This is a genomic window from Rhodopseudomonas sp. P2A-2r (assembly GCF_026015985.1).
In the GTDB taxonomy this organism is placed as follows: Bacteria; Pseudomonadota; Alphaproteobacteria; order Rhizobiales; family Xanthobacteraceae; genus Tardiphaga.
Genome location: NZ_CP110389.1, coordinates 5,775,659 through 5,793,220, shown reverse-complemented (window position 1 = coordinate 5,793,220; position 17,562 = coordinate 5,775,659). Strand labels below are relative to the sequence as shown.

The following is a 17,562-nucleotide window of genomic DNA, read 5'->3' as shown; positions in this document are numbered from 1 at the left end:
GTGATTCCTCCCGATGCGGTCGCTTGCTCGCCGCTTGCCGGGATCCTATCACGCGCGATGTCAGGGGCCGAGCCCCTTTGGCGTGGGCGTGGGCGATGCTGCATCGCCCACGCCCGGCCGTTGTTACTTCCGGTGCTTGCGCTGCTTTTTCTTCTTCTTCTCATCGTCGGACTCATCCGCGTCCTCGGCCGCGGCATCGTCCTCGACCATGGCGGCAGCGCGTTCGGCGATGTCCAGCTGCAGGCGCTGCTCGGCCTCCTCGCGCTCCTTCGCCTCGCGCTCGCGCAGCTTGCGATGGTCTTCCCACGCGTCGAAGATCAAATGCAGCCAGGGCATCACCTGCTCGATCGACGGCAATGCTCCGGGCGATCCCGGTTCGCCGCGCGGTCCTGCCGGTCCTTCGATGCCAGGCTTGCCTTGCGGGCCGGGTTCGCCGCGGGGGCCGGCCGGGCCGGGTTTGCCTGCCGGTCCAGCCGCTCCTGCCGGACCGGGCTTGCCCTGCGGGCCCGGTTCGCCGCGGACGCCGGCCGGGCCGGGGATGCCCTGCTTGCCCTGCGGGCCTTCGATGCCTGGCTTGCCGGGGTGACCCTGCGGGCCGGGAATGCCCGGTTCGCCCGCCGGACCGCGCGGACCCTGCGGTCCCTGCGGGATAGTCGATTGCTTGGCCACTGTGCTCTCCAATGATTCTGTTCGCGGGTTTTAACAGCAGGGGGATGACGGCTTCAAATCAGGACCGTCGCATCCGCGCGACGCACCGGCACCAGCGCGCTGTGGACAGCAACGCATGGGTGACGCACACAACCAAAATATCACCTAAGGTTGTATATTTGTGAAATTCGCCAATCATCCAGCGGATTGCCGATGACCCAACCAACCCCGGGAGGATTTGATGCGCAAGGCATTGCTGCTTGGCCTGATGGCCTGTGTACTGGCTGTCGCTCCGGCGCGCGCGCAGTCGCTGACCTTCTTGTTCAACACCGCCTTTCTCGATCCGCTGGCGCAGAGCCCGCTGCTGCTGAACCTGACGGCGCAAAGCTCGCAGCGGATCGCCTTGGCCGACGTGAATGCCTTCGACGATTTCTTCCTGATCAACGGACCCGGGCGGCTGAAGGTGAACTTCAACGGCCAGTTGCAGAACAAGGGGCAGATCCCGCTGCCCGGCTGGATCGGCGTCGCGCAATTTTCCAACCACGAGATCTTCTACGACCTGCAGGAGGGCTTCGAGCGCGTGAAGGCGAACTACAACATGCCGAATGCGCGCGTCGGCCATGTCACCGTCTACAAGACCCTCAACACCGGACAGCTGGTCTATGACTATGCGGTGCAGCGCACGCCGACCATGTGCCAGGAATATCTGTTCACGCCGGCCACCGGCGGCTTCCAGCTCGGCTTCCAGGTGGGCTGCTACGTGACCTTGCGGCCGGGCGGGCGCAGCCTGGCGGGCCGGGCGGCGCGGATGTAAGGTAACGGCAAGCGGGCGTGCCGGTTCGCCGGACGCGGCAGGACTGAAGGTGACGATGCGCAAGGTCGGGAAGCCATTATTGATGGGCGCCGTCGTCGCGCTGTTGCTGTCGCCGGCGCGCGGTTCAGCCGCCAGTACGGCCGTCGCCGTCGCCGATTTCGACTACAGCGATACGTCCGGCGAGGTGACGGACCAGACCTCGGAGCACCGCTCCCGCATGACGATGTTCGCTACGCTGCTGCGCGAAAACGTTGCGCAGCACGACTACCGCGTGGTGCGTCCGTCTTGCCCGCAGCCGGCCTGCACCGCGATCAGCATGGCGCCCGCCGATCTCGTTGCCGCGGCGCGCCGCGACGGTGCGCGCTATCTCGTCTATGGCGGAATCCGCAAGATGAGCACGCTGGTGCAATGGGGCGAGGTCCAGTTGTTCGACGTCGAGCGCGAGCAACTGGTCATGCGCCGCACCGTCACCTTCCGCGGCGACACCGACACCGCGTTCCGTCGCGCCGCCGATTTTGTCGGCGCGACGGTCGCGGATGCGATCAAGCCGCCCGCGCCGTAGTTGGTCAGCAAAGAATTCCGGATGCGCGCTAGCCATGCGCGGTGACCTCGAGGCCCTCGGCGGCATATTGCCGGATCTTGTTGCGCAGCGTGCGCACGGACACGCCGAGCACGCGCGCGGCGCGGGTGCGGTTGCCGTCGCAGCGCGTCAGCGTCTGCAGCACCAGCTCGCGCTCGATCGCTTCAACGGTCGAGCCAATGAGATAGGGAACGATCTCCGCGGGATCGGCATGCGCGGCGAGAGCGGTCTCGTGCGACAGCAGCTCGTTGCGCAGCTGCTCCTGCGGCGGCAGTGCCGGCACGGGAAAAATGACTCCTGGGGCATCGACACCTCCCGATCAACGCATGCTCCGAAGCGCGGAGCACTACATCGAGACCAACGACCCCCAGCCGTTGCGACAAGGTGGGCGCGATTGGTTAACGAAAGGTTAAGCCGGTACGCGGCGCTGGAGGCGTTGCCTTATTGCGACCGATTCAGGGCGACCGCAGAGGACGCAACGAAACGGCAGGTGCGCTCACGCCCACCTGCCGCGGATACGAAGCCGGGCGTATTCAGAACGCGCAGGTCCCGCTGCGCATCAGGCCGTCCTTCATGCTCAGCGCATCGAGGAAGGTCGGCGTCACCGACTTGACGATGACGGTGTAGTTCGACGGGAATGGCGCGGTCGGGATGCTCTGGTCCCAGATCTGGCAGAAGCCGGTGTCCTGCCAGCGGATCAGATGAAACGCGGCGTTGGCGGGGCTGGTGGCGGCAAGCGCAGTGACGGCAAGGCCGGCAGCGGCGCACAGGGCGGATAGCTTTCGCATCGGAATGTCTCCTGGAAAAAAGGTTCAATCGACTCCGCCGGAATTGGCGGCACGTCGGGTGGACCCGACAGGAGTTCAGTCGCGAGAGAGTAAGGCCCGGTTCAAAATGCGCGCAAGCACGCAACGCAGCCTTGCGCAGTCACAGCTCCAGCAGCGACGCCACGCATTCGATCTCGATCAGCATGCGCGGATCGGGCAGCGCCTGCACCACGCAGGTGGTGCGCGCGGGAAAAGGCGGCGGCCCGAACGCTTCGGCATAGAGCCGGTTCATGACCGCCACATCCGGCGCGCGCGTCAGCAGCACGTTGACCTTGACGAGGCGGCGCGTGTCGGTGCCGGCCTCGGCCAGCACACGCCGGATGGTGGCGACGACAAAGTCGAACTGCGTGGCGAAATCCTCCGACAGCGCGCCGGCCGCGTCGAAGCCGGGAATGCCCGACACGAACAGCAGGTCGCCGACCCGCGTTGCATAAGAGAGCGGCGGGGCAGCGATACCGGGTGGCGGGGCGAAGTGCCGGATGGGCATGGGTGGTCCTTGTCGAAAATAACTCCGACGCGAAGTATAGACGATCGCTCCGATGAGCGAAGCGATATCGGGCGGACGCCTGCCTCGATGCCGCGCAGTTCGTTGAACCTTCATTGTCCGGGGCAGACAGAAGCGTGCACGCCGCGCTGGCGATGATGGCTCAGACCAATTGAAGAAACGGCGACGCATGAGAATGTTTCTTGCCCTGCTCATGCTGGTGGCGTTCACCGGCGCATCGGCGGCCGGCCCCTCCGTCGGGGCGCGACCATGCAGGTGAAAGCGGATTCGATCTGGTTTCAGGACGCGTCCCGGCTCGCGCACTGGCAGGTGCTGAAGCACACCGGCGATGCTGCGGCGCTCGTGTTGTATCAGGACAGCCTGCTGAAACGTCGCGACGCCTGGCAGTTTCTCGCTACGCTCGAGGTCAGGATACGCGGCCATCGGCCGAAAGCGCATCAGGTCGATGTCGAGATGACGTCCGAAGGCCGGCTGCGGGGCAGCAGATGGGTGCTGGATGAGGATGCGCTGAGCCGATAGGGCTGCCGGCCAGTCCGGCAGCGGTATTGGCCCACTCGCGTTATGGCCGGGCGAAAAAGGCTCCCGGCCCGGAGCCATCGCCGCGCTGCCGGCGCCGGCTTGCCTCGCTTGCCGTTGCTGGCTAGAGGAGGGCGCAACCGGGTCATCCGGAGCGGGGAGCGTCTCATGAGCGGCAAGGTCATCATCGCCGGTGGCGGCATCGGCGGGCTGGTGACGGCCCTGACGCTGCATCAGATCGGCGTGCCCTGCGTGGTCTATGAGGCGAGCCGCGAGATGCGCCCGCTCGGCGTCGGCATCAACCTGCAGCCCAACGCGGTGCGCGAACTCGGCGACTTGGGGATCACCGAGGCCGATCTCGACCGCGTCGGCCTGCCGGCAAAGGAATGGGCGCTGGTCGGCCTCAACGGCAACGACATCTATTCCGAGCCGCGCGGCAAGGCGGCGGGCTACCGCTGGCCGCAATATGCCGTGCATCGCGGCCGCCTGCACATGCTGCTGCATGACGAGGTGGTGAAGCGGCTCGGCGCGGACGCGATGCGGCTCGGCAGCCGGGTCACCGGCTACGCCAAAACCGCCGATGGCGTCACCGCCGATATCGCTTATGCCGACGGCACCACGTCGCAGGATTCCGGTGCGCTGCTGATCGGCGCCGACGGCATCCACTCCGCGGTTCGCGCGCAGATGCATCCAGCACAGCCGCCGATCCACTGGGGCGGCGCGCTGATGTGGCGCGGCACCACCTGGGCGAAGCCGACCCGCACCGGCGCGTCGTTCATTGGGCTCGGCACCCATCGCCAGCGCGTGGTGATCTATCCGATCTCGCAGCCGGATGCCGTGAGCGGGCTGTCGATGATCAACTGGATCGCCGAGGTGACCATGGACAATGCCGAGGGCTGGAAGCAGCAGGGCTGGTTCCGGCAGGTGGCGATCGACGACTTCGTGCATCATTTCGACGGCTGGGTGTGGGGCTGGCTCGACGTGCCCGCGCTGATCCGCGGCTCCGACGTCGCGTTCGAGAATCCGATGATCGACCGCGATCCGGTACCGACCTGGCGCGACGGCCCGGTGGCGCTGCTCGGCGACGCTGCGCATGCGATGTATCCGACCGGCTCCAACGGCGCCAGCCAGGCCATCATCGACGCCCGCGAATTGGGCGCCGCCATGGTCGCGCATGGCATGAGCGAAGCTGCGCTCGAAGCCTATGACGCAAAACTCTGCGGCCCGATCTCGCAGCTGATCCTGCGCAACCGCGGCGCCGGCCCGTTCGGCCTCCTGAACCTCGTGGATGAGCGCTGCGGCGGCACCTTCGATGATATCGACACCGTGATCCCGCCCGCCGAACGCGCGGCCTTCATGGCCGGCTACAAGGCCGCCGCGGGGTTTGCGATCGAAACGCTGAACGCGGCGCCGCCGACCATCGCGCAGGGAGCGCGGGTGAAGGAAGCGGTGAACGTCTAGCGCGTGTAGCCCGCATGAGCGGAGCGAGATGCGGGTCACAAGGGTATCGTGATCTCATCCGGCCGGCGATCAATCGGGGCAGTCGAGTCCGTATTGCTTCATGAACGCGTCGCGCTGCTGCGGCGGTTCGCGGTGCACGAGCGCACAGGCGGTGTAGTTGCCGATCGTCCGATCGCCCTTGCGATACGACCAGTCGACGACGTCCTTTCGCTCGAAGGCCAGCCGGTCGCCGAGGGCGAGGTAAGTGAAATTGCGCGGCGTGTTGGCGACCTTGCCGACGAACTTTCCGCTGTCGTGGGTGAAAGGGTGGATCCAGATATATTCATTGGACTCCTTGCCCACCGGCAGCCGGACCTTGACCGAAAAATGTTGGGCGCCGGCCGGCGGCGCGGCGGCGATGCCGAGGAAGGCATCCAGTTCGCGGTCCGCCCGCGCCATGGCTGCCGCCATCGCGGCATCGTTTGAGCGCACCGAGATCACGCCGTCACGCAGCGCCTTGCCGGCCGGCATCTGCGCCGAGGCTTGTGATGTCGCGCACGCGACAATAGCAACCGCCAGCAGACGAAATGACATCGCCCAACTCCGGATCACTCAACGCAACCTGAGATTGACAGTATGTTCTTTGTTTGTTCAAGTTGTCAAGAGGTGTCGACGGAGGCCCTGGCGATGGCGACGTGGCCGCGATGGATGGCTGCCGTTCTGGCGCTGGTTGAACCGGCCGGCGCCGCTGACAGCTTTGCCGACCTGCAGGCCGCCTATCGCTGCGATGTGGTGCGCCGGCTGGAGCAGATTTACGCCGCGGGCGATCCCAGGGAAGCCCTTAATCGCTACCTGGCCATCAGTATCCCGGGCAAGGCGCAGGCCTATGTTCAGTGCATTTTTTACGACACCGGAAGCCGCGTTCTTTGCGAAGCGGCATCAGGGTTCTGGGCCGCCAAGAAGGGCCGGACGCGCACCTTCGATCTGCCGTCACGGGCCGTCGCGGCCTTGGCGAAGCTCGGCTTCGATACTGATGACTCCGCGGGCAATTTCAAGCGTGATCGAGCCGTCGACGCCGCCGCGGATTTCCGCCCGCTCGCAGACGTCATGCTGCGCGCCCTGCATGACAGCTATGGCGCGCGCGGCGAAATGAAACTGCAGTTCAACGCGCCGTTCGCGCCAGAGACGCCGGCCAGTTGCATTCCGGTCAGTTGAGCAAGAAGTTGATGCGCCAACGACACGAAGTAGACGATGAATGTCGATGGAAATCTATGTTCTGTCAGACCGGCGTCTGGCGTCAGTGGTTGCCTGGCAAGAAGCGATCGACAAGGTTGGTCTTCCGCTGCGGCTATCCACGGCGACGCCGTTTGCGGACTTGCACGGCGCGCTGCCGGTTGTGCTTGATCAACGCCAGACGGCCTTCGAGTGCGACCATTGGAGCGCAAAGGAGTTGATGGCCGAAACGCCGAAAGTCGCGTTTGGCCGTGAATGGACCTACGCACTGGCGTTTCGCTGGGGCGCCGATATTTACGCGGGCGCTTCTGCGTATGCGTCGGCTGCGGCCTACGCTACGGCAACAGACCGAGTCATTTTTGACTGCCAGGAAGGAGAAATCATCTCGACGCAGCGTGCTACCGAGACTGCGAAGGAACTGGAGCAGCGCCAGGCGGTGGTCGACGAAGCGGTGCGGCGGGTGACGGAGCAGTTCAAAAAGCAGCCGCTTGCAAAGAAGCCGTAGCTCCAGCCTTTAGGTCGCATGAGCGCAGCGACGTGCGGGCCATCTGCACGGCCGGCCCCGGATATCGCTCCGCTCGTCCGGGCCACGCTTACATCCTGGCATCGCTGTTGTAGGCGTCAACCAGTTGGTTGTAGTCGCGCAGCAGCCGCGGCGGCGAGCCCTGGACCATCCAGCCGCTGCCGCCTCCGCCTCCGCTCAGCATCATCCTGTCGCCGGAGCTGTACGGCACCTTGTCGCGGATCCGGCGCATCAGTTGCTTGGCCGTGGTCAGGAACGATTTGGCATTGCTGATGAACATCGATCCGATTTTGGCGCCGCCGGCCGCGCCCGCCGCTTCGGTAGCCTTGACCGTTGTTTCATAGGCGTCCAGCGCCTGGGTGATTGCCGCGATGTCCGGGCTTGCCGTGTCCTCCGCGCGCAGCACGCGCTTGGCGTCGACCATCAGCGCCTCCACGTAGTAGCGCGCGCTGCGGCCCTCCTTGGCCTCGATGGCCGCCAGTTCCTCGGCCTTGCGCTTGTCGTTGATCGCTTCGACGCCATTGCGCAGATTCCTGTCGGTAGCGGCAAAGGCGTCCCAGGCCGCGACCAGGCGCGGATGCAGCGCGCGGCCCTTGGCCATCTTGTCGTCCTTGTAGTTCTCCTGCGTGTAGTAGTCGTCGGCTTCCTTGAGCAGGGGCCCCAGCGCGGTCACGGCCGTCACATAGGCTGAAGCGGCAGCTTCGAGCGCCGCATCGCGCGGCTCCAGTGCGTTGGCGGCCTCGACCTTCTTCTGGCAATCCGCGGTGTCGTAGATCGTGTAGGTGCCATAGATGACCGGCTCCTTGCCGGTCGGCCCGTTCTTGCCGACCCAGCTGAAATAGCGCGCACGCGAATCCTGCGCGCGTGCCGACAGCCGGTTGATGCAGCCGACATAGGCGTTCAGTTTCTCAACGGCGGGAGGCGTCTGCGCCGAAGCCCGATCGCTGCAGATCGACGCCGCAAGGAACAGCACGCCGGCGAGACAAGCGCGGATTGACGTCATAAATTCTATCTCCAGCAGCTTTTCAGCCTTGCGATGGGGAAGAGATATCAACGCTGGGGAGATTTGCAAAGCAGCTGGAGCGCGCTGGAACCCGCATATCGCTGCGCTCATGCGGCTACGCTTGCTATTTCTCCATCAGGTAGTTTCGCTGCAGATTGAGTTGCAGCGCATGGGCTCGCTGGCGGTCGCTGCCGGCGGCGAGAAACAGTACGATGCTCTTTTCCGGCTCGCAGCGCACCGAGATCGTGTAGTCCTCCCGGCTGGCGAAACGGGAATATTTCGTGCGCTCGATCTCGCCGAAATCCATGTGCCGGATCGCCGCCTCGCCGCGTGCGAAGCATTCTTCGCGCGGCGCCGCCAGGTCGGCCCAGTCGCTCGCGATCGCCGGCCCGTCCCCCAGCGCCAGCGCGGTTGTGGCCGAAGCGCCTGCAATGACGCCCGCTAACGCAACGATGAAAGCAGCCCGTCGGAAAGCCATGGCCGTAACCCCGCGAGATAAGCGCACCCTTCCGGCGCGCACCGGCGATCTGTCGCGCGAGCCGGGATGGCGGTTCAACGAAGCCTGGGCCTTGTGGAGCGGGCAGGCAATCGGCCATCCGCCGACCGGCAAGAACTGTCAGACGCACGATGGGCCGGTGACGTCGATGCGGATGGTCAGTTCGGTGAAACGTAGCATCGTGTTGCGATCGTAGGGCGGGTTACGCCTTCGGCTAGCCCGCCCTACGCTTGTTGCTTTACAGCTCCCGATTGCTCGCCTTCACGGCTTCGGCCTGCACATAGACCTGCTCGCCCATGTCCTTGAACTTCTGGCTCATGGTCGCCATGCCGTCCTCGATCACGCCCGACATGGTCATGCCCATGCTGACAAGCTTGCCGTCGCCGCCGAGGTTCAGCGCCGCCTTCTCGTTGTCGCCGAGGGTGGCCGCGTAGTCGCGGACGTCCTGGGTGATCTTCATGGAGCAGAACTTCGGGCCGCACATGGAGCAGAAGTGCGCGACCTTGTGGGCGTCCTTGGGCAGCGTCTCGTCGTGGTAGCTGCGCGCGGTTTCCGGGTCGAGGCCGAGGTTGAACTGGTCCTCCCAGCGGAAGTCGAAGCGGGCGCGGCTGAGCGCGTCGTCGCGCAGCTGGGCGGCGGGATGGCCCTTGCCGAGATCGGAGGCGTGCGCCGCGATCTTGTAGGTGATGACGCCCACCTTCACGTCGTCGCGGTTGGGGAGACCCAGATGCTCCTTCGGCGTCACGTAGCACAGCATGGCGCAGCCGAACCAGCCGATCATGGCCGCACCGATGCCAGAGGTGATGTGGTCGTAGCCCGGCGCGATGTCGGTGGTCAGTGGCCCCAAGGTGTAGAACGGCGCCTCGCCGCATTCCTTGAGCTGCTTGTCCATGTTGATCTTGATCTTGTGCAGCGGCACATGGCCGGGGCCTTCGATCATCACCTGGCAGCCCTTGGCCCATGCGATTTTTGTCAGCTCGCCCAAAGTCTCCAGCTCGGCGAACTGGGCGCGGTCGTTGGCATCCGCGATCGAGCCGGGACGCAACCCGTCGCCGAGCGAGAACGACACGTCGTACTTGCGCATCAGGTCGCAGATTTCTTCGAAATGCGTGTAGAGGAAGCTTTCCTTGTGATGCGCGAGGCACCACTTGGCCATGATCGAGCCGCCGCGCGACACGATGCCGGTGACGCGGTTGGCGGTGAGGTGGATGTAGGGCAGGCGAACGCCGGCGTGGATGGTGAAGTAATCGACCCCCTGTTCGCACTGTTCGACCAGCGTGTCGCGGTACAGCTCCCAGGTCAGCTTCACCGGATCGCCGTCGCACTTCTCCAGCGCCTGGTAGATCGGCACGGTGCCGATCGGGATCGGCGCATTGCGGAGAATCCATTCACGCGTCGTGTGGATGTTGCGGCCGGTGGACAGGTCCATCACGGTGTCGGCGCCCCAGCGGATCGACCACACCATCTTGTCGACTTCCTCCTCGACCGAGGAGGTTACCGCGGAGTTGCCGATATTGGCGTTGATTTTTGTCAGGAAGTTGCGGCCGATGATCATCGGCTCGAGCTCGGCATGGTTGATGTTGCAGGGGATGATGGCGCGGCCGCGGGCGATCTCGCTGCGCACGAATTCCGGCGTGACGAAGGCCGGCACCGAGGCGCCAAAGCTTTCGCCGTCGGCCAAGGCGGCCTCGGCGCGCTCCAGCTGCACCTTGCGGCCGAGGTTCTCGCGCTCGGCGACGTAGATCATCTCCTTGGTGATGATGCCGGCGCGGGCGAACTCATACTGGGTGATCATGGCGTCGCCCACGCCGCGCATGGGCTTGTGATAGGCCGTGAAGGACTTTGCGGCGTGCGCCGCGCCGACATTGCCGTTGTCTTCCGGCTTGATGTCGCGGCCTTCATATTCCTCGACGCCGCCGCGCTCCTTGACCCAGGCGGCGCGCGGACGCGGCAGGCCGGCATTGACGTCGATGATGACGTTGGGATCGGTGTAGGGGCCCGAAGTGTCGTAGACCGGCAGGTCCGGCTCGCCGGCGCCCTTGCTGAGGATGATCTCGCGGATCGGCACGCGGAGGTCCGGCGCGCTCTCCGGGATGGAATAGACTTTTCGTGACGACGGCAGCGGGCCGGTGGTGACGGCGGGCAGGGTGGTGTCGGGATTGGAGCGGATGTTCATGGGAATCCTCCTGCTAGATTTTGTTTTTGAAGGCAAAAATTGAGATCGTCATCCCCGCCTGAACGTAATTGCGTTCAGGCTGGAGGTGCTCGCCGTCTTCGGCGAGCCTCGAGGGATGCGTGGGGCACGCCGTCGTCCTTCGAGACGCGCGCAGAGCGCGCTCCTCAGGATGACGGCTTTTGCAGAGTTCGTTGTCCATCACGCCACCTCCGCGCTTGCGCCAAGCCACGCGCGCACGCGCGCATCCGGATCGGCATTTTGCGTGACGTCGCTGACCACGGCGATGGAATCGGCGCCGGCGGCGTAGATCTCCGCGGCCTGTTCCAGCTTGATGCCGCCGATGGCCACCAGCGGGATGGTGCCGATGCGCGCCTTCCAGGTGGTGAGCTTGGGGATGCCCTGCGGCGCGAAGCGCATGGATTTCAGCGTGGTGGGGAAGATCGGCCCCAGCGCGATGTAGTCGGGCTTGGCGCGCAGCGCGGTCTCCAGTTCCTCGTCGTCGTGGGTCGAGATGCCCAGCGTCAGCCCGGCGTCGCGGATTGCATCGAGATCGGCTTCGACCAGATCCTCCTGGCCGAGATGCAGGTGCTCGGCACCTGCGACGATCGCCGCGCGCCAGTAGTCGTTGACCACGAGCTTTGTCGCCGTGCCCTTCGTGATCTCCAGCGCGTCGGTGACGATCTGCAGTGCGGCGCCGTCGTCGAGGTCTTTTGCGCGCAGCTGCACGGTGCCGACGCCGAGCGCGGTCAGCCGCCGGATCCAGTCCAGCGTCGCCACCACGGGATAGAAGCGGTCAGGATACGGCATGCCAGAAGGGTGTCCCGATGACTGGAGTGGAGGGAGAGGCGAAATCGCGGGCGTCCATCAGCCCGGCCTCAAAAGCGGTGCGGCCGGCCTCGACGGCGAGGCGAAAGGCGTTGGCCATGGCGACGGGATCGGCGGCTTTTGCCACCGCAGTGTTGAGCAGCACGGCGTCGTAGCCGAGTTCCAGCGCTTCGGCGGCGTGGCTGGGGGCGCCGAGCCCGGCGTCGACCACCAAAGTGATATCCGGCAGCCGATCGCGCATCAGCTTCAGCGCGTCGCGGTTGATGATGCCGCGTGCGCTGCCGATCGGCGCCGCCCACGGCATCACCACCTTGCAGCCGGCGTCCACCAGCCGCAGCGCGACGCTGAGATCCTCGGTGCAATAGGGGAAGACTTCAAAACCGTCCTTGATCAGGATCGTCGCGGCCTCGACGAGACCGACCACGTCGGGCTGCAGCGTGTCGTTGTCGGCGATCACTTCGAGCTTGATCCACGGCGTGCCGAACAGTTCGCGCGCCAGTTTGGCCGTGGTCACCGCCTCGCGCACGCTGCGGCAGCCGGCGGTGTTGGGCAGCACGGTGACGTCGAGCTCACGGATCAGCGACCAGAACGCATCGCCGGTCTTGCCGCCGGCGGATTCGCGGCGCAGCGAGACCGTGACAATGCCGGCGCCCGAGGCGCGGATCGCATCCTGCATGATCGCCGGCGACGGATACAGCGCCGAGCCGATCAGCAGGCGGGAGGGAAAGGTTTTGCCGTAGAAGTTCAGCATCGGTTTGCTCATGCCGCGAATCCTGCAGTCGCTGTCGCCCCGCACGCGATTGTCATCCCCGCGAAAGCGGGGATCCAGTAAACACGGACGGCGCGGCTAGAATCGAGAAGCCGGCGTGTACTGGGTCGCCCGGTCCTTGCGCGCAAGTGCGCGCGGCCGGGCGATGACAGCGGAGCGTGGTGTGACAGCTGCGTATGTTGATCGTTCATCTTCACCCTCCCTGTCGCGGCGTGATGATCTCGATCTCGTCGCCGTTCTTCAGCGGCGTCCGGGCCCACCGGCTGCGCGGCACCACGTCGAAGTTCAGCGCGATGGCGCAGTGCGAGCCCTCGTACTCCAGCTCCTTCAGCAGCGCATCCACATGATCAGCCTCGATGTCCCGGTGTTCGCCGTTGACGATCACGCGCATTGCATCACCTCGTTGTCGATCACGCCGCGTTGCACATAGGCCAAGGTCAGTTCGGCCAGCGCTGGCGCCAGCAGGAATCCGTGGCGGTAGAGGCCGTTCACGGCGATGCGCTGGCGCGCGCCGTGCTGCTGGTCGATGGCGATGCGCGGCAAATTGTCGGGAAAGGCCGGGCGCAGGCCGGCGCCGAATTCGAGAATCCGTGCTTCGGCGAAGGCCGGATGCACGGCATAGGCGGCGCTCAGCAGTTCCAGCGCCGAGCGCACGCTGACGCGGGGTCCTCGCTCTCCAGCGAGGTGGCGCCGAGCATGAACAGGTTGTTGCCGCGCGGGATCACATACAGCGGCCAGCGCGGATGCATCAGCCGCACCGGGCGGGCCAGCGAAACCTCGTCGGTCTCGATCATGATCATCTCGCCCTTGACGCCGCGCAAGCCGGGCTGGGCGTCGCGCGCGAACAGGCCGCGGCAGTCGATGACGATGCCGTCCAACGCATCGGGATCGACCGCGGTGTTGAAGGCGATCGTGCCGCCCGCGGCCTTCAATCGCGCATGCAGTTGCGGCAGCACGCTGCGCGGCGCCACGTGGCCTTCATCGGGGAAGAACAGGCCTTCGCGAAAGCGGCCCTCCAGCGATGGCTCGAGTGCAGTGAGCCCCTGGGCATCAAGCCTGCGATGGTGCGACGTCATGGTGGCAAAACGCTCAAAATCGCTGCGGTCGCGCGGATGTGCCACCACCAGCGAGCCGTTGAACGGCGTCTCCGGCAGTTCCGCGCGCCACAGGTCGAGCGAGCGCAGGCCGAGCCGGGTGACCACGGGTTCCGCGACCTCCGCCTCGCACCACGGCGCCAGCATGCCGCCGGCCCAGTGGCTGGTGGCCTGGGTCATCTCCGGCGTATCGCGCTCGTACAATGTAACGTTATGGCCGGCCTGCGCGAAGGCGAGCGCCTGCCAGGCACCGGCAATGCCTGCGCCGATCACGGCAACCGGTGAATCGTTATGACGTGCGGCGGGCGCAAGCCCCCTTGTGGAGTCGAACTCTGAAACATCCCTGTCCCTTCGCCGGCATGACCCGGATCAGGTTCAAAGGGTCACCGCGGTCTCGCTATTTGCCGGAACGGCAGATGCGAGCTTGCGGTATCTCAGCTCCTCGTCGGAGCTCCCCTCGGAACGGCTCCAATGTAAGCTCATGGGCCGGGGTGTCAACGTAGGCAGGGCGAATTGCGTCGCTTCGTGGCAGGGAACCGCCACGGCTTTGGAGATTTCGACGAGTGCTCTATTCCTTCGGCGCAACCTGCGCGCTGGCGCTGGTCAACTCGTCCAGCCGCGGCGGCAGGGCAATCGGCTCGCGATGATGGCGCTGCCGCTTGGCGGCATAGTAGTAGCCGCCGGCATAATAGGAGACGGCGCGGTTGAGGTCGCCACCCGCCGCGCGGAACGCACCGGCGAGATATTTCACCGCATAGGTCAGGTTGGTGGCGGGATCGCGCAGTCCCTCCGCGGTGCCGGTGTAGCCAAGGCCGCGCGCGGTGGCGAGCTTGATCTGCATCAGGCCGATGGTGCCGCCGCGACCGATCAGCGAGGCGTTGTACTTGCTCTCGCGCACGATCACCCGGTGCACCAGAGCCTCCGGAACGCCATTGGCCTGGGCATGGCTGGCGACCATCGCATCATAGGCGGCCTTCTGGGCCAGAGCAGGTTGGGCCGAGAGGGCGGTGATCCCGGCGAACGCCAGCAAGGTCAGGAATTTCATCAGGCAGCTTCCGAAAGGGTCTTGGATCATAGCGAATCGTTTGCGCCCGGGGGCGTCATCCGCGGGGCGGTTTGACGGCCGAATAACGCCTTTCTGTGGCAACTTCGCTGCCGTTTTCATTCGGATTTACCAACAATTAGCCGCACCGTGGTTCCATCCGGCGCCATTTCCGGCTCGTGTCAGGTCCGCCGATGACCATTTCCATGACCCATCCCGTCGCGCTTCGCCGCACTGTGCGCGGCGGCCTGGCGCTGTGGGTCGGCGTCGGCCTCTACGGCCTGCTGCTCTATGCCGGCAACCGGCTGCTGCGCGATCCCGATACGCTGTGGCAGATCACCCTCGGCCAGTGGATCGTCGCGCACCGCGCGGTGCCGCAGGTGGACACGTTCTCCTTCACCATGCACGGCCAGCCGTGGATCTCGACCCAGTGGCTGGCGCAGGTGCTCTATGCGCAAGCGTGGTCGATCGCCGGCTGGGCCGGGCCGGTGGTACTGGCCGCGGCCGCGATCGCGCTGACCTTCGCGCTGCTGGCGCGCGAATTGACGCGGCGCCTCAGCGACAGCGCCGCGCTGATCTTCGTCGCGGCGGCGATCACGTTGACGGCGCCGCATCTGCTGGCGCGACCGCACGTGCTGGCCATGCCGGTGATGGTGACCTGGGTCGCCGGATTGATTGCCGCTGCGGACCGCCGCGGCGCGCCGTCCTTCGCGTTGCTGCCGCTGATGGCGCTGTGGGCCAACCTGCATGGCGGCTTTGTCCTCGGCCTTGCGCTGATCGCCCCAATCGCACTCGATGCCGTGTGGAATGCCGAGCGTGGTGCGCGCCGCGGGCTCATGCTGCGCTGGGCGCTGTTCGCCATCGCCGCGGTCGCCGCGAGTTGCATCACGCCCTATGGCTGGGACGCGCTGCTGGCGGCGCGAAAAATCCTCGGCCTGGGCGAGGCCTTGAAACTGATCGGCGAATGGCACGCGGTGGATTTCAGCAGCCTCGGCCTGTTCGAAATCTGCCTGCTGACCATGATCGGCCTCGTGCTGTTGCGCGGCGCCACGCTGCCGCCGTTGCGGGTCGTGATGTTGCTCGGGCTGCTGCACATGGCGCTCGGCGCCGCGCGCAACCAGGAAATCTTCGCGCTGCTGGCGCCGTTGTTGGTCGCGGCGCCGCTGGCCCCGCAGATCGGCGCCGCCAGCGCGGCGGCGGATGACGCGCCGCGGCCGTATGGATTCTACGCCGCATTCGGCGTCTGCCTGCTGGCCGCGACCGTGTTGGCCGCCTCTCTCGATCGCTATTCGCCGGACCCGCGCCAGTCGCCGGTGGCAGCGGTGACCGAGCTGAAGAAGCTGAAACTCGCCCGCGTGTTCAACGATTACGATTTCGGCGGCTATCTGATCGCCCAGGGAGTGCCGACCTTCATCGACGGCCGTACCGAACTGTTCGGCGAGAAATTCTTCATCGACCACAACAATGCCAGCGGGCTGTTGCAGCCGGAGAGCCTGTTCCACCTGCTCAGGGACTACGACATCGAGGCGACCTTGCTGCGGACCCAAAGTGCAGCAACTACGTTGCTCGACCACATGGACGGCTGGCAGAAGATCTACAGCGACGATCTCGCCACCATCCACTTGCGCAAGCCGGGCGCGGTGCACAGCGCCGAGCCGCTGGTACGGCCTGAGAAGAACTGAAGTGAGTGGGTCTCGTCTTACCTTTCCCGCAAGCAGGGAGAGGTAAGAACGTGCTATGCCGCCTTGCTGTGCATCCGCACGGGAAGCACGATGCGGACGATCAGGCCTTGCGGTTGGCAGTCGTGGAGACTCAATTCGCCGCCATGAGCCTGGGAGATGGTGCGCGCGATGGACAGGCCGAGGCCGAAACCGGAGGCCTCGTCCATGTTGCGGGCGTGGTCGCCACGCACGAAGGGTTGCAGCACGGCGCTCTTCAGGGCGTCGGAAATGCCGGGGCCGTCGTCCTCGACGTCGATGGTTGCTGCAGAGTCCGACACGGTCAACCGGATCCTGGTCGTCGTGCCGAACCGCGCGGCATTCTCCACCAGGTTGGTCACGGCGCGGTGCAGGTCGTCCGGCCGGGCCATCGCCATGGCGTGGGGCGGGCCGACATAGGCCACGGCCTGGCCCATGTCGGCGAACTGGTCGGCGACCAGTTGCAGCGTCGAGGCGATATCGGTGAGGGTCATGGCCTCCAACCTGCGGTCGTACTTCAGAACCGAGAGAACGGATTCCAGCATCGATCGCATCTGGTCGAGGTCGCGCAGCATGTTGCGGCGATGGCCATCGTCCTCGATGAATTCCGCGCGAAGCCGGAGCCGGGTGATCGGTGTGCGAAGGTCGTGGCTGATCGCCGCCAGCATCTCCTTGCGGTCGTCGATCAGCGCGGTGATGCGGTCGCGCATGCGATTGAAGGCGCGGGCGACGGCGCGGATTTCCTCGGGGCCGCGCTCCGGCAACGGTTCGGCGCCGCCGTTGATGCTGAATTCCTCGGCGGCTCTGGCGAAGGAAGAAAGAGGTGCTGCGAGCGCGCGCGCCGCCCACAGGCCGAGCAGGGTCAGGCTGACGACGACGAACAGGACGGTGGGAAACAACGGGCTGCCCCAGAACTGGTGCTGATGCCGTTCCGGCTCGCTGCTGACCGACAGTAGCGTGCCGTCCGGAAGCACGATGCCCAGCCGATGGCCCGCCTCGCTGTCGATAACGAACAGCCGGCCGTTGCTGCCGAACATCCGGCGCAGCGTGCGTCGCGGATATTCGGGACTATCGTCGGTTACGATCGCGGTGCCGAGTGGCAGGGTCTTGATGTCGAATTCCGGGAATGTCTCGCGCATCGTGGCCAGGAGCGTTGTGCGCTCGGCTGCGGGGGTGGCGCCGAGCAGCCGCACCAGCGCGACCAATCCGCCATGGCCGCGATCGAACGGCTGATTTTGCTCTGGGCGCGTCATCATGAAGATCACCGTGATCATGATGTGGATCGCCACGATCGACATCACCACCAAAGCGGTGATCTGCCCGCTGATGCGCCTGAGGTTCAGGATGTCGAAAAGCTTCGATCGCGAGATCATC

21 protein-coding genes, 1 pseudogene and 1 riboswitch are annotated in these 17,562 nt (G+C 65.7%); of the genes and pseudogenes, 7 read left to right on the top strand and 15 right to left on the bottom strand.

Features of this window, described 5'->3' with window-relative positions; translation table 11 throughout:
• Positions 1-123: 123 nt before the first annotated feature.
• A complete protein-coding gene (locus ONR75_RS27970; protein WP_265080115.1) occupies positions 124-669 on the bottom strand; it encodes a collagen-like protein in 546 nt (181 codons plus the stop codon).
• 220 nt (positions 670-889) lie between these two features.
• Here ONR75_RS27970 and ONR75_RS27965 point away from each other — a divergent pair, with 220 nt between their 5' ends.
• Both ONR75_RS27965 and ONR75_RS27960 read left to right on the top strand, forming a co-directional pair.
• Positions 890-1,462: a hypothetical protein gene (locus ONR75_RS27965; protein ID WP_265080114.1), complete on the top strand. Its 573-nt coding sequence runs from the start codon at positions 890-892 to the stop codon at positions 1,460-1,462.
• A 55-nt stretch (positions 1,463-1,517) separates the two neighbouring features.
• The gene (locus tag ONR75_RS27960; RefSeq protein ID WP_265080113.1) at positions 1,518-2,024 is read left to right on the top strand and encodes a DUF3280 domain-containing protein; all 507 of its coding nucleotides are present in this window, start codon (positions 1,518-1,520) and stop codon (positions 2,022-2,024) included.
• A gap of 28 nt (positions 2,025-2,052) precedes the next feature.
• Here ONR75_RS27960 and ONR75_RS27955 read toward each other — a convergent pair whose 3' ends face one another.
• The 3 genes from ONR75_RS27955 to ONR75_RS27945 all read right to left on the bottom strand — a co-directional run bounded on the left by ONR75_RS27955 (position 2,053) and on the right by ONR75_RS27945 (position 3,356).
• Positions 2,053-2,286 carry a helix-turn-helix domain-containing protein gene (locus tag ONR75_RS27955; protein ID WP_265083825.1) on the bottom strand — a complete coding sequence of 78 codons (234 nt, stop codon included), beginning with the start codon at positions 2,284-2,286 and terminating at the stop codon, positions 2,053-2,055.
• 289 nt (positions 2,287-2,575) lie between these two features.
• A complete protein-coding gene (locus tag ONR75_RS27950) occupies positions 2,576-2,830 on the bottom strand; it encodes a hypothetical protein (RefSeq protein ID WP_265080112.1) in 255 nt (84 codons plus the stop codon).
• A 139-nt stretch (positions 2,831-2,969) separates the two neighbouring features.
• Positions 2,970-3,356, bottom strand: coding sequence for a RidA family protein (locus tag ONR75_RS27945; protein ID WP_265080111.1), 387 nt, complete (start codon positions 3,354-3,356; stop codon positions 2,970-2,972).
• 267 nt (positions 3,357-3,623) lie between these two features.
• Between ONR75_RS27945 and ONR75_RS27940 the strand changes: the two genes are divergently transcribed.
• Both ONR75_RS27940 and ONR75_RS27935 read left to right on the top strand, forming a co-directional pair.
• On the top strand, positions 3,624-3,893 hold the full coding sequence (locus ONR75_RS27940) for a hypothetical protein (protein WP_265080110.1): 270 nt from the start codon (positions 3,624-3,626) through the stop codon (positions 3,891-3,893).
• A 165-nt stretch (positions 3,894-4,058) separates the two neighbouring features.
• The gene (locus tag ONR75_RS27935) at positions 4,059-5,351 is read left to right on the top strand and encodes a flavin-dependent oxidoreductase (RefSeq protein WP_265080109.1); all 1,293 of its coding nucleotides are present in this window, start codon (positions 4,059-4,061) and stop codon (positions 5,349-5,351) included.
• Positions 5,352-5,420: 69 nt separating this feature from the next.
• Here ONR75_RS27935 and ONR75_RS27930 read toward each other — a convergent pair whose 3' ends face one another.
• Entirely contained in the window at positions 5,421-5,924 is a 504-nt protein-coding gene (locus ONR75_RS27930) for a DUF2314 domain-containing protein (protein ID WP_265080108.1), read from the bottom strand.
• A gap of 114 nt (positions 5,925-6,038) precedes the next feature.
• Here ONR75_RS27930 and ONR75_RS27925 point away from each other — a divergent pair, with 114 nt between their 5' ends.
• Both ONR75_RS27925 and ONR75_RS27920 read left to right on the top strand, forming a co-directional pair.
• A complete protein-coding gene (locus tag ONR75_RS27925) occupies positions 6,039-6,545 on the top strand; it encodes a TY-Chap domain-containing protein (protein ID WP_265080107.1) in 507 nt (168 codons plus the stop codon).
• A gap of 46 nt (positions 6,546-6,591) precedes the next feature.
• A complete protein-coding gene (locus tag ONR75_RS27920; RefSeq protein WP_265080106.1) occupies positions 6,592-7,068 on the top strand; it encodes a hypothetical protein in 477 nt (158 codons plus the stop codon).
• A gap of 88 nt (positions 7,069-7,156) precedes the next feature.
• Here the strand turns inward: ONR75_RS27920 and ONR75_RS27915 are convergent, their stop codons facing one another.
• The 9 genes and pseudogenes from ONR75_RS27915 to ONR75_RS27875 form a co-directional block, all read right to left on the bottom strand.
• The gene (locus tag ONR75_RS27915; RefSeq protein ID WP_265080105.1) at positions 7,157-8,089 is read right to left on the bottom strand and encodes a YiiG family protein; all 933 of its coding nucleotides are present in this window, start codon (positions 8,087-8,089) and stop codon (positions 7,157-7,159) included.
• A 124-nt stretch (positions 8,090-8,213) separates the two neighbouring features.
• The gene (locus ONR75_RS27910) at positions 8,214-8,699 is read right to left on the bottom strand and encodes a hypothetical protein (RefSeq protein WP_265080104.1); all 486 of its coding nucleotides are present in this window, start codon (positions 8,697-8,699) and stop codon (positions 8,214-8,216) included.
• Positions 8,700-8,823: 124 nt separating this feature from the next.
• Entirely contained in the window at positions 8,824-10,761 is a 1,938-nt protein-coding gene (gene thiC / locus ONR75_RS27905) for a phosphomethylpyrimidine synthase ThiC (RefSeq protein ID WP_265080103.1), read from the bottom strand.
• A gap of 13 nt (positions 10,762-10,774) precedes the next feature.
• Positions 10,775-10,960, bottom strand: coding sequence for a hypothetical protein (locus ONR75_RS27900; protein WP_265080102.1), 186 nt, complete (start codon positions 10,958-10,960; stop codon positions 10,775-10,777).
• Positions 10,960-11,568: a thiamine phosphate synthase gene (locus ONR75_RS27895; protein WP_265080101.1), complete on the bottom strand. Its 609-nt coding sequence runs from the start codon at positions 11,566-11,568 to the stop codon at positions 10,960-10,962. The genes ONR75_RS27900 and ONR75_RS27895 overlap by 1 nt, the downstream gene beginning before the upstream one ends.
• Positions 11,555-12,337, bottom strand: coding sequence for a thiazole synthase (locus tag ONR75_RS27890; protein WP_265083824.1), 783 nt, complete (start codon positions 12,335-12,337; stop codon positions 11,555-11,557). The genes ONR75_RS27895 and ONR75_RS27890 overlap by 14 nt, the downstream gene beginning before the upstream one ends.
• Before the next feature lie 211 nt (positions 12,338-12,548).
• On the bottom strand, positions 12,549-12,746 hold the full coding sequence (gene thiS, locus ONR75_RS27885; protein ID WP_265080100.1) for a sulfur carrier protein ThiS: 198 nt from the start codon (positions 12,744-12,746) through the stop codon (positions 12,549-12,551).
• Between the two features lie 104 nt (positions 12,747-12,850).
• Positions 12,851-13,722: pseudogene (locus ONR75_RS27880) on the bottom strand (FAD-dependent oxidoreductase); the annotation flags it as partial.
• Positions 13,723-13,777: 55 nt separating this feature from the next.
• A riboswitch (TPP riboswitch) is annotated at positions 13,778-13,917 on the bottom strand.
• Between the two features lie 100 nt (positions 13,918-14,017).
• A complete protein-coding gene (locus ONR75_RS27875) occupies positions 14,018-14,494 on the bottom strand; it encodes a lytic transglycosylase domain-containing protein (RefSeq protein ID WP_265080099.1) in 477 nt (158 codons plus the stop codon).
• A gap of 191 nt (positions 14,495-14,685) precedes the next feature.
• Here ONR75_RS27875 and ONR75_RS27870 point away from each other — a divergent pair, with 191 nt between their 5' ends.
• Positions 14,686-16,173, top strand: a complete 1,488-nt coding sequence (locus ONR75_RS27870) for a hypothetical protein (RefSeq protein WP_265080098.1) — start codon at positions 14,686-14,688, stop codon at positions 16,171-16,173.
• 53 nt (positions 16,174-16,226) lie between these two features.
• Here ONR75_RS27870 and ONR75_RS27865 read toward each other — a convergent pair whose 3' ends face one another.
• A complete protein-coding gene (locus tag ONR75_RS27865; RefSeq protein WP_265080097.1) occupies positions 16,227-17,561 on the bottom strand; it encodes an ATP-binding protein in 1,335 nt (444 codons plus the stop codon).
• Position 17,562: the final 1 nt, after the last annotated feature.

Bases quoted from the DNA above. Each gene is read 5' to 3' on its own strand.
- ONR75_RS27950 (WP_265080112.1), bottom strand. From the start codon at position 2,830: ATGCGAAAGCTATCCGCCCTGTGCGCCGCTGCCGGCCTTGCCGTCACT.
- ONR75_RS27940 (WP_265080110.1), top strand. From the start codon at position 3,624: ATGCAGGTGAAAGCGGATTCGATCTGGTTTCAGGACGCGTCCCGGCTC.
- ONR75_RS27930 (WP_265080108.1), bottom strand. From the start codon at position 5,924: ATGTCATTTCGTCTGCTGGCGGTTGCTATTGTCGCGTGCGCGACATCA.
- ONR75_RS27915 (WP_265080105.1), bottom strand. From the start codon at position 8,089: ATGACGTCAATCCGCGCTTGTCTCGCCGGCGTGCTGTTCCTTGCGGCG.
- ONR75_RS27945 (WP_265080111.1), bottom strand. From the start codon at position 3,356: ATGCCCATCCGGCACTTCGCCCCGCCACCCGGTATCGCTGCCCCGCCG.
- ONR75_RS27960 (WP_265080113.1), top strand. From the start codon at position 1,518: ATGCGCAAGGTCGGGAAGCCATTATTGATGGGCGCCGTCGTCGCGCTG.
- ONR75_RS27865 (WP_265080097.1), bottom strand. From the start codon at position 17,561: ATGATCTCGCGATCGAAGCTTTTCGACATCCTGAACCTCAGGCGCATC.
- thiC (WP_265080103.1), bottom strand. From the start codon at position 10,761: ATGAACATCCGCTCCAATCCCGACACCACCCTGCCCGCCGTCACCACC.
- ONR75_RS27935 (WP_265080109.1), top strand. From the start codon at position 4,059: ATGAGCGGCAAGGTCATCATCGCCGGTGGCGGCATCGGCGGGCTGGTG.
- ONR75_RS27900 (WP_265080102.1), bottom strand. From the start codon at position 10,960: ATGGACAACGAACTCTGCAAAAGCCGTCATCCTGAGGAGCGCGCTCTG.
- ONR75_RS27875 (WP_265080099.1), bottom strand. From the start codon at position 14,494: ATGAAATTCCTGACCTTGCTGGCGTTCGCCGGGATCACCGCCCTCTCG.
- ONR75_RS27920 (WP_265080106.1), top strand. From the start codon at position 6,592: ATGGAAATCTATGTTCTGTCAGACCGGCGTCTGGCGTCAGTGGTTGCC.
- ONR75_RS27925 (WP_265080107.1), top strand. From the start codon at position 6,039: ATGGCTGCCGTTCTGGCGCTGGTTGAACCGGCCGGCGCCGCTGACAGC.
- ONR75_RS27870 (WP_265080098.1), top strand. From the start codon at position 14,686: ATGACCATTTCCATGACCCATCCCGTCGCGCTTCGCCGCACTGTGCGC.
- ONR75_RS27895 (WP_265080101.1), bottom strand. From the start codon at position 11,568: ATGCCGTATCCTGACCGCTTCTATCCCGTGGTGGCGACGCTGGACTGG.
- ONR75_RS27890 (WP_265083824.1), bottom strand. From the start codon at position 12,337: ATGCTGAACTTCTACGGCAAAACCTTTCCCTCCCGCCTGCTGATCGGC.
- thiS (WP_265080100.1), bottom strand. From the start codon at position 12,746: ATGCGCGTGATCGTCAACGGCGAACACCGGGACATCGAGGCTGATCAT.
- ONR75_RS27965 (WP_265080114.1), top strand. From the start codon at position 890: ATGCGCAAGGCATTGCTGCTTGGCCTGATGGCCTGTGTACTGGCTGTC.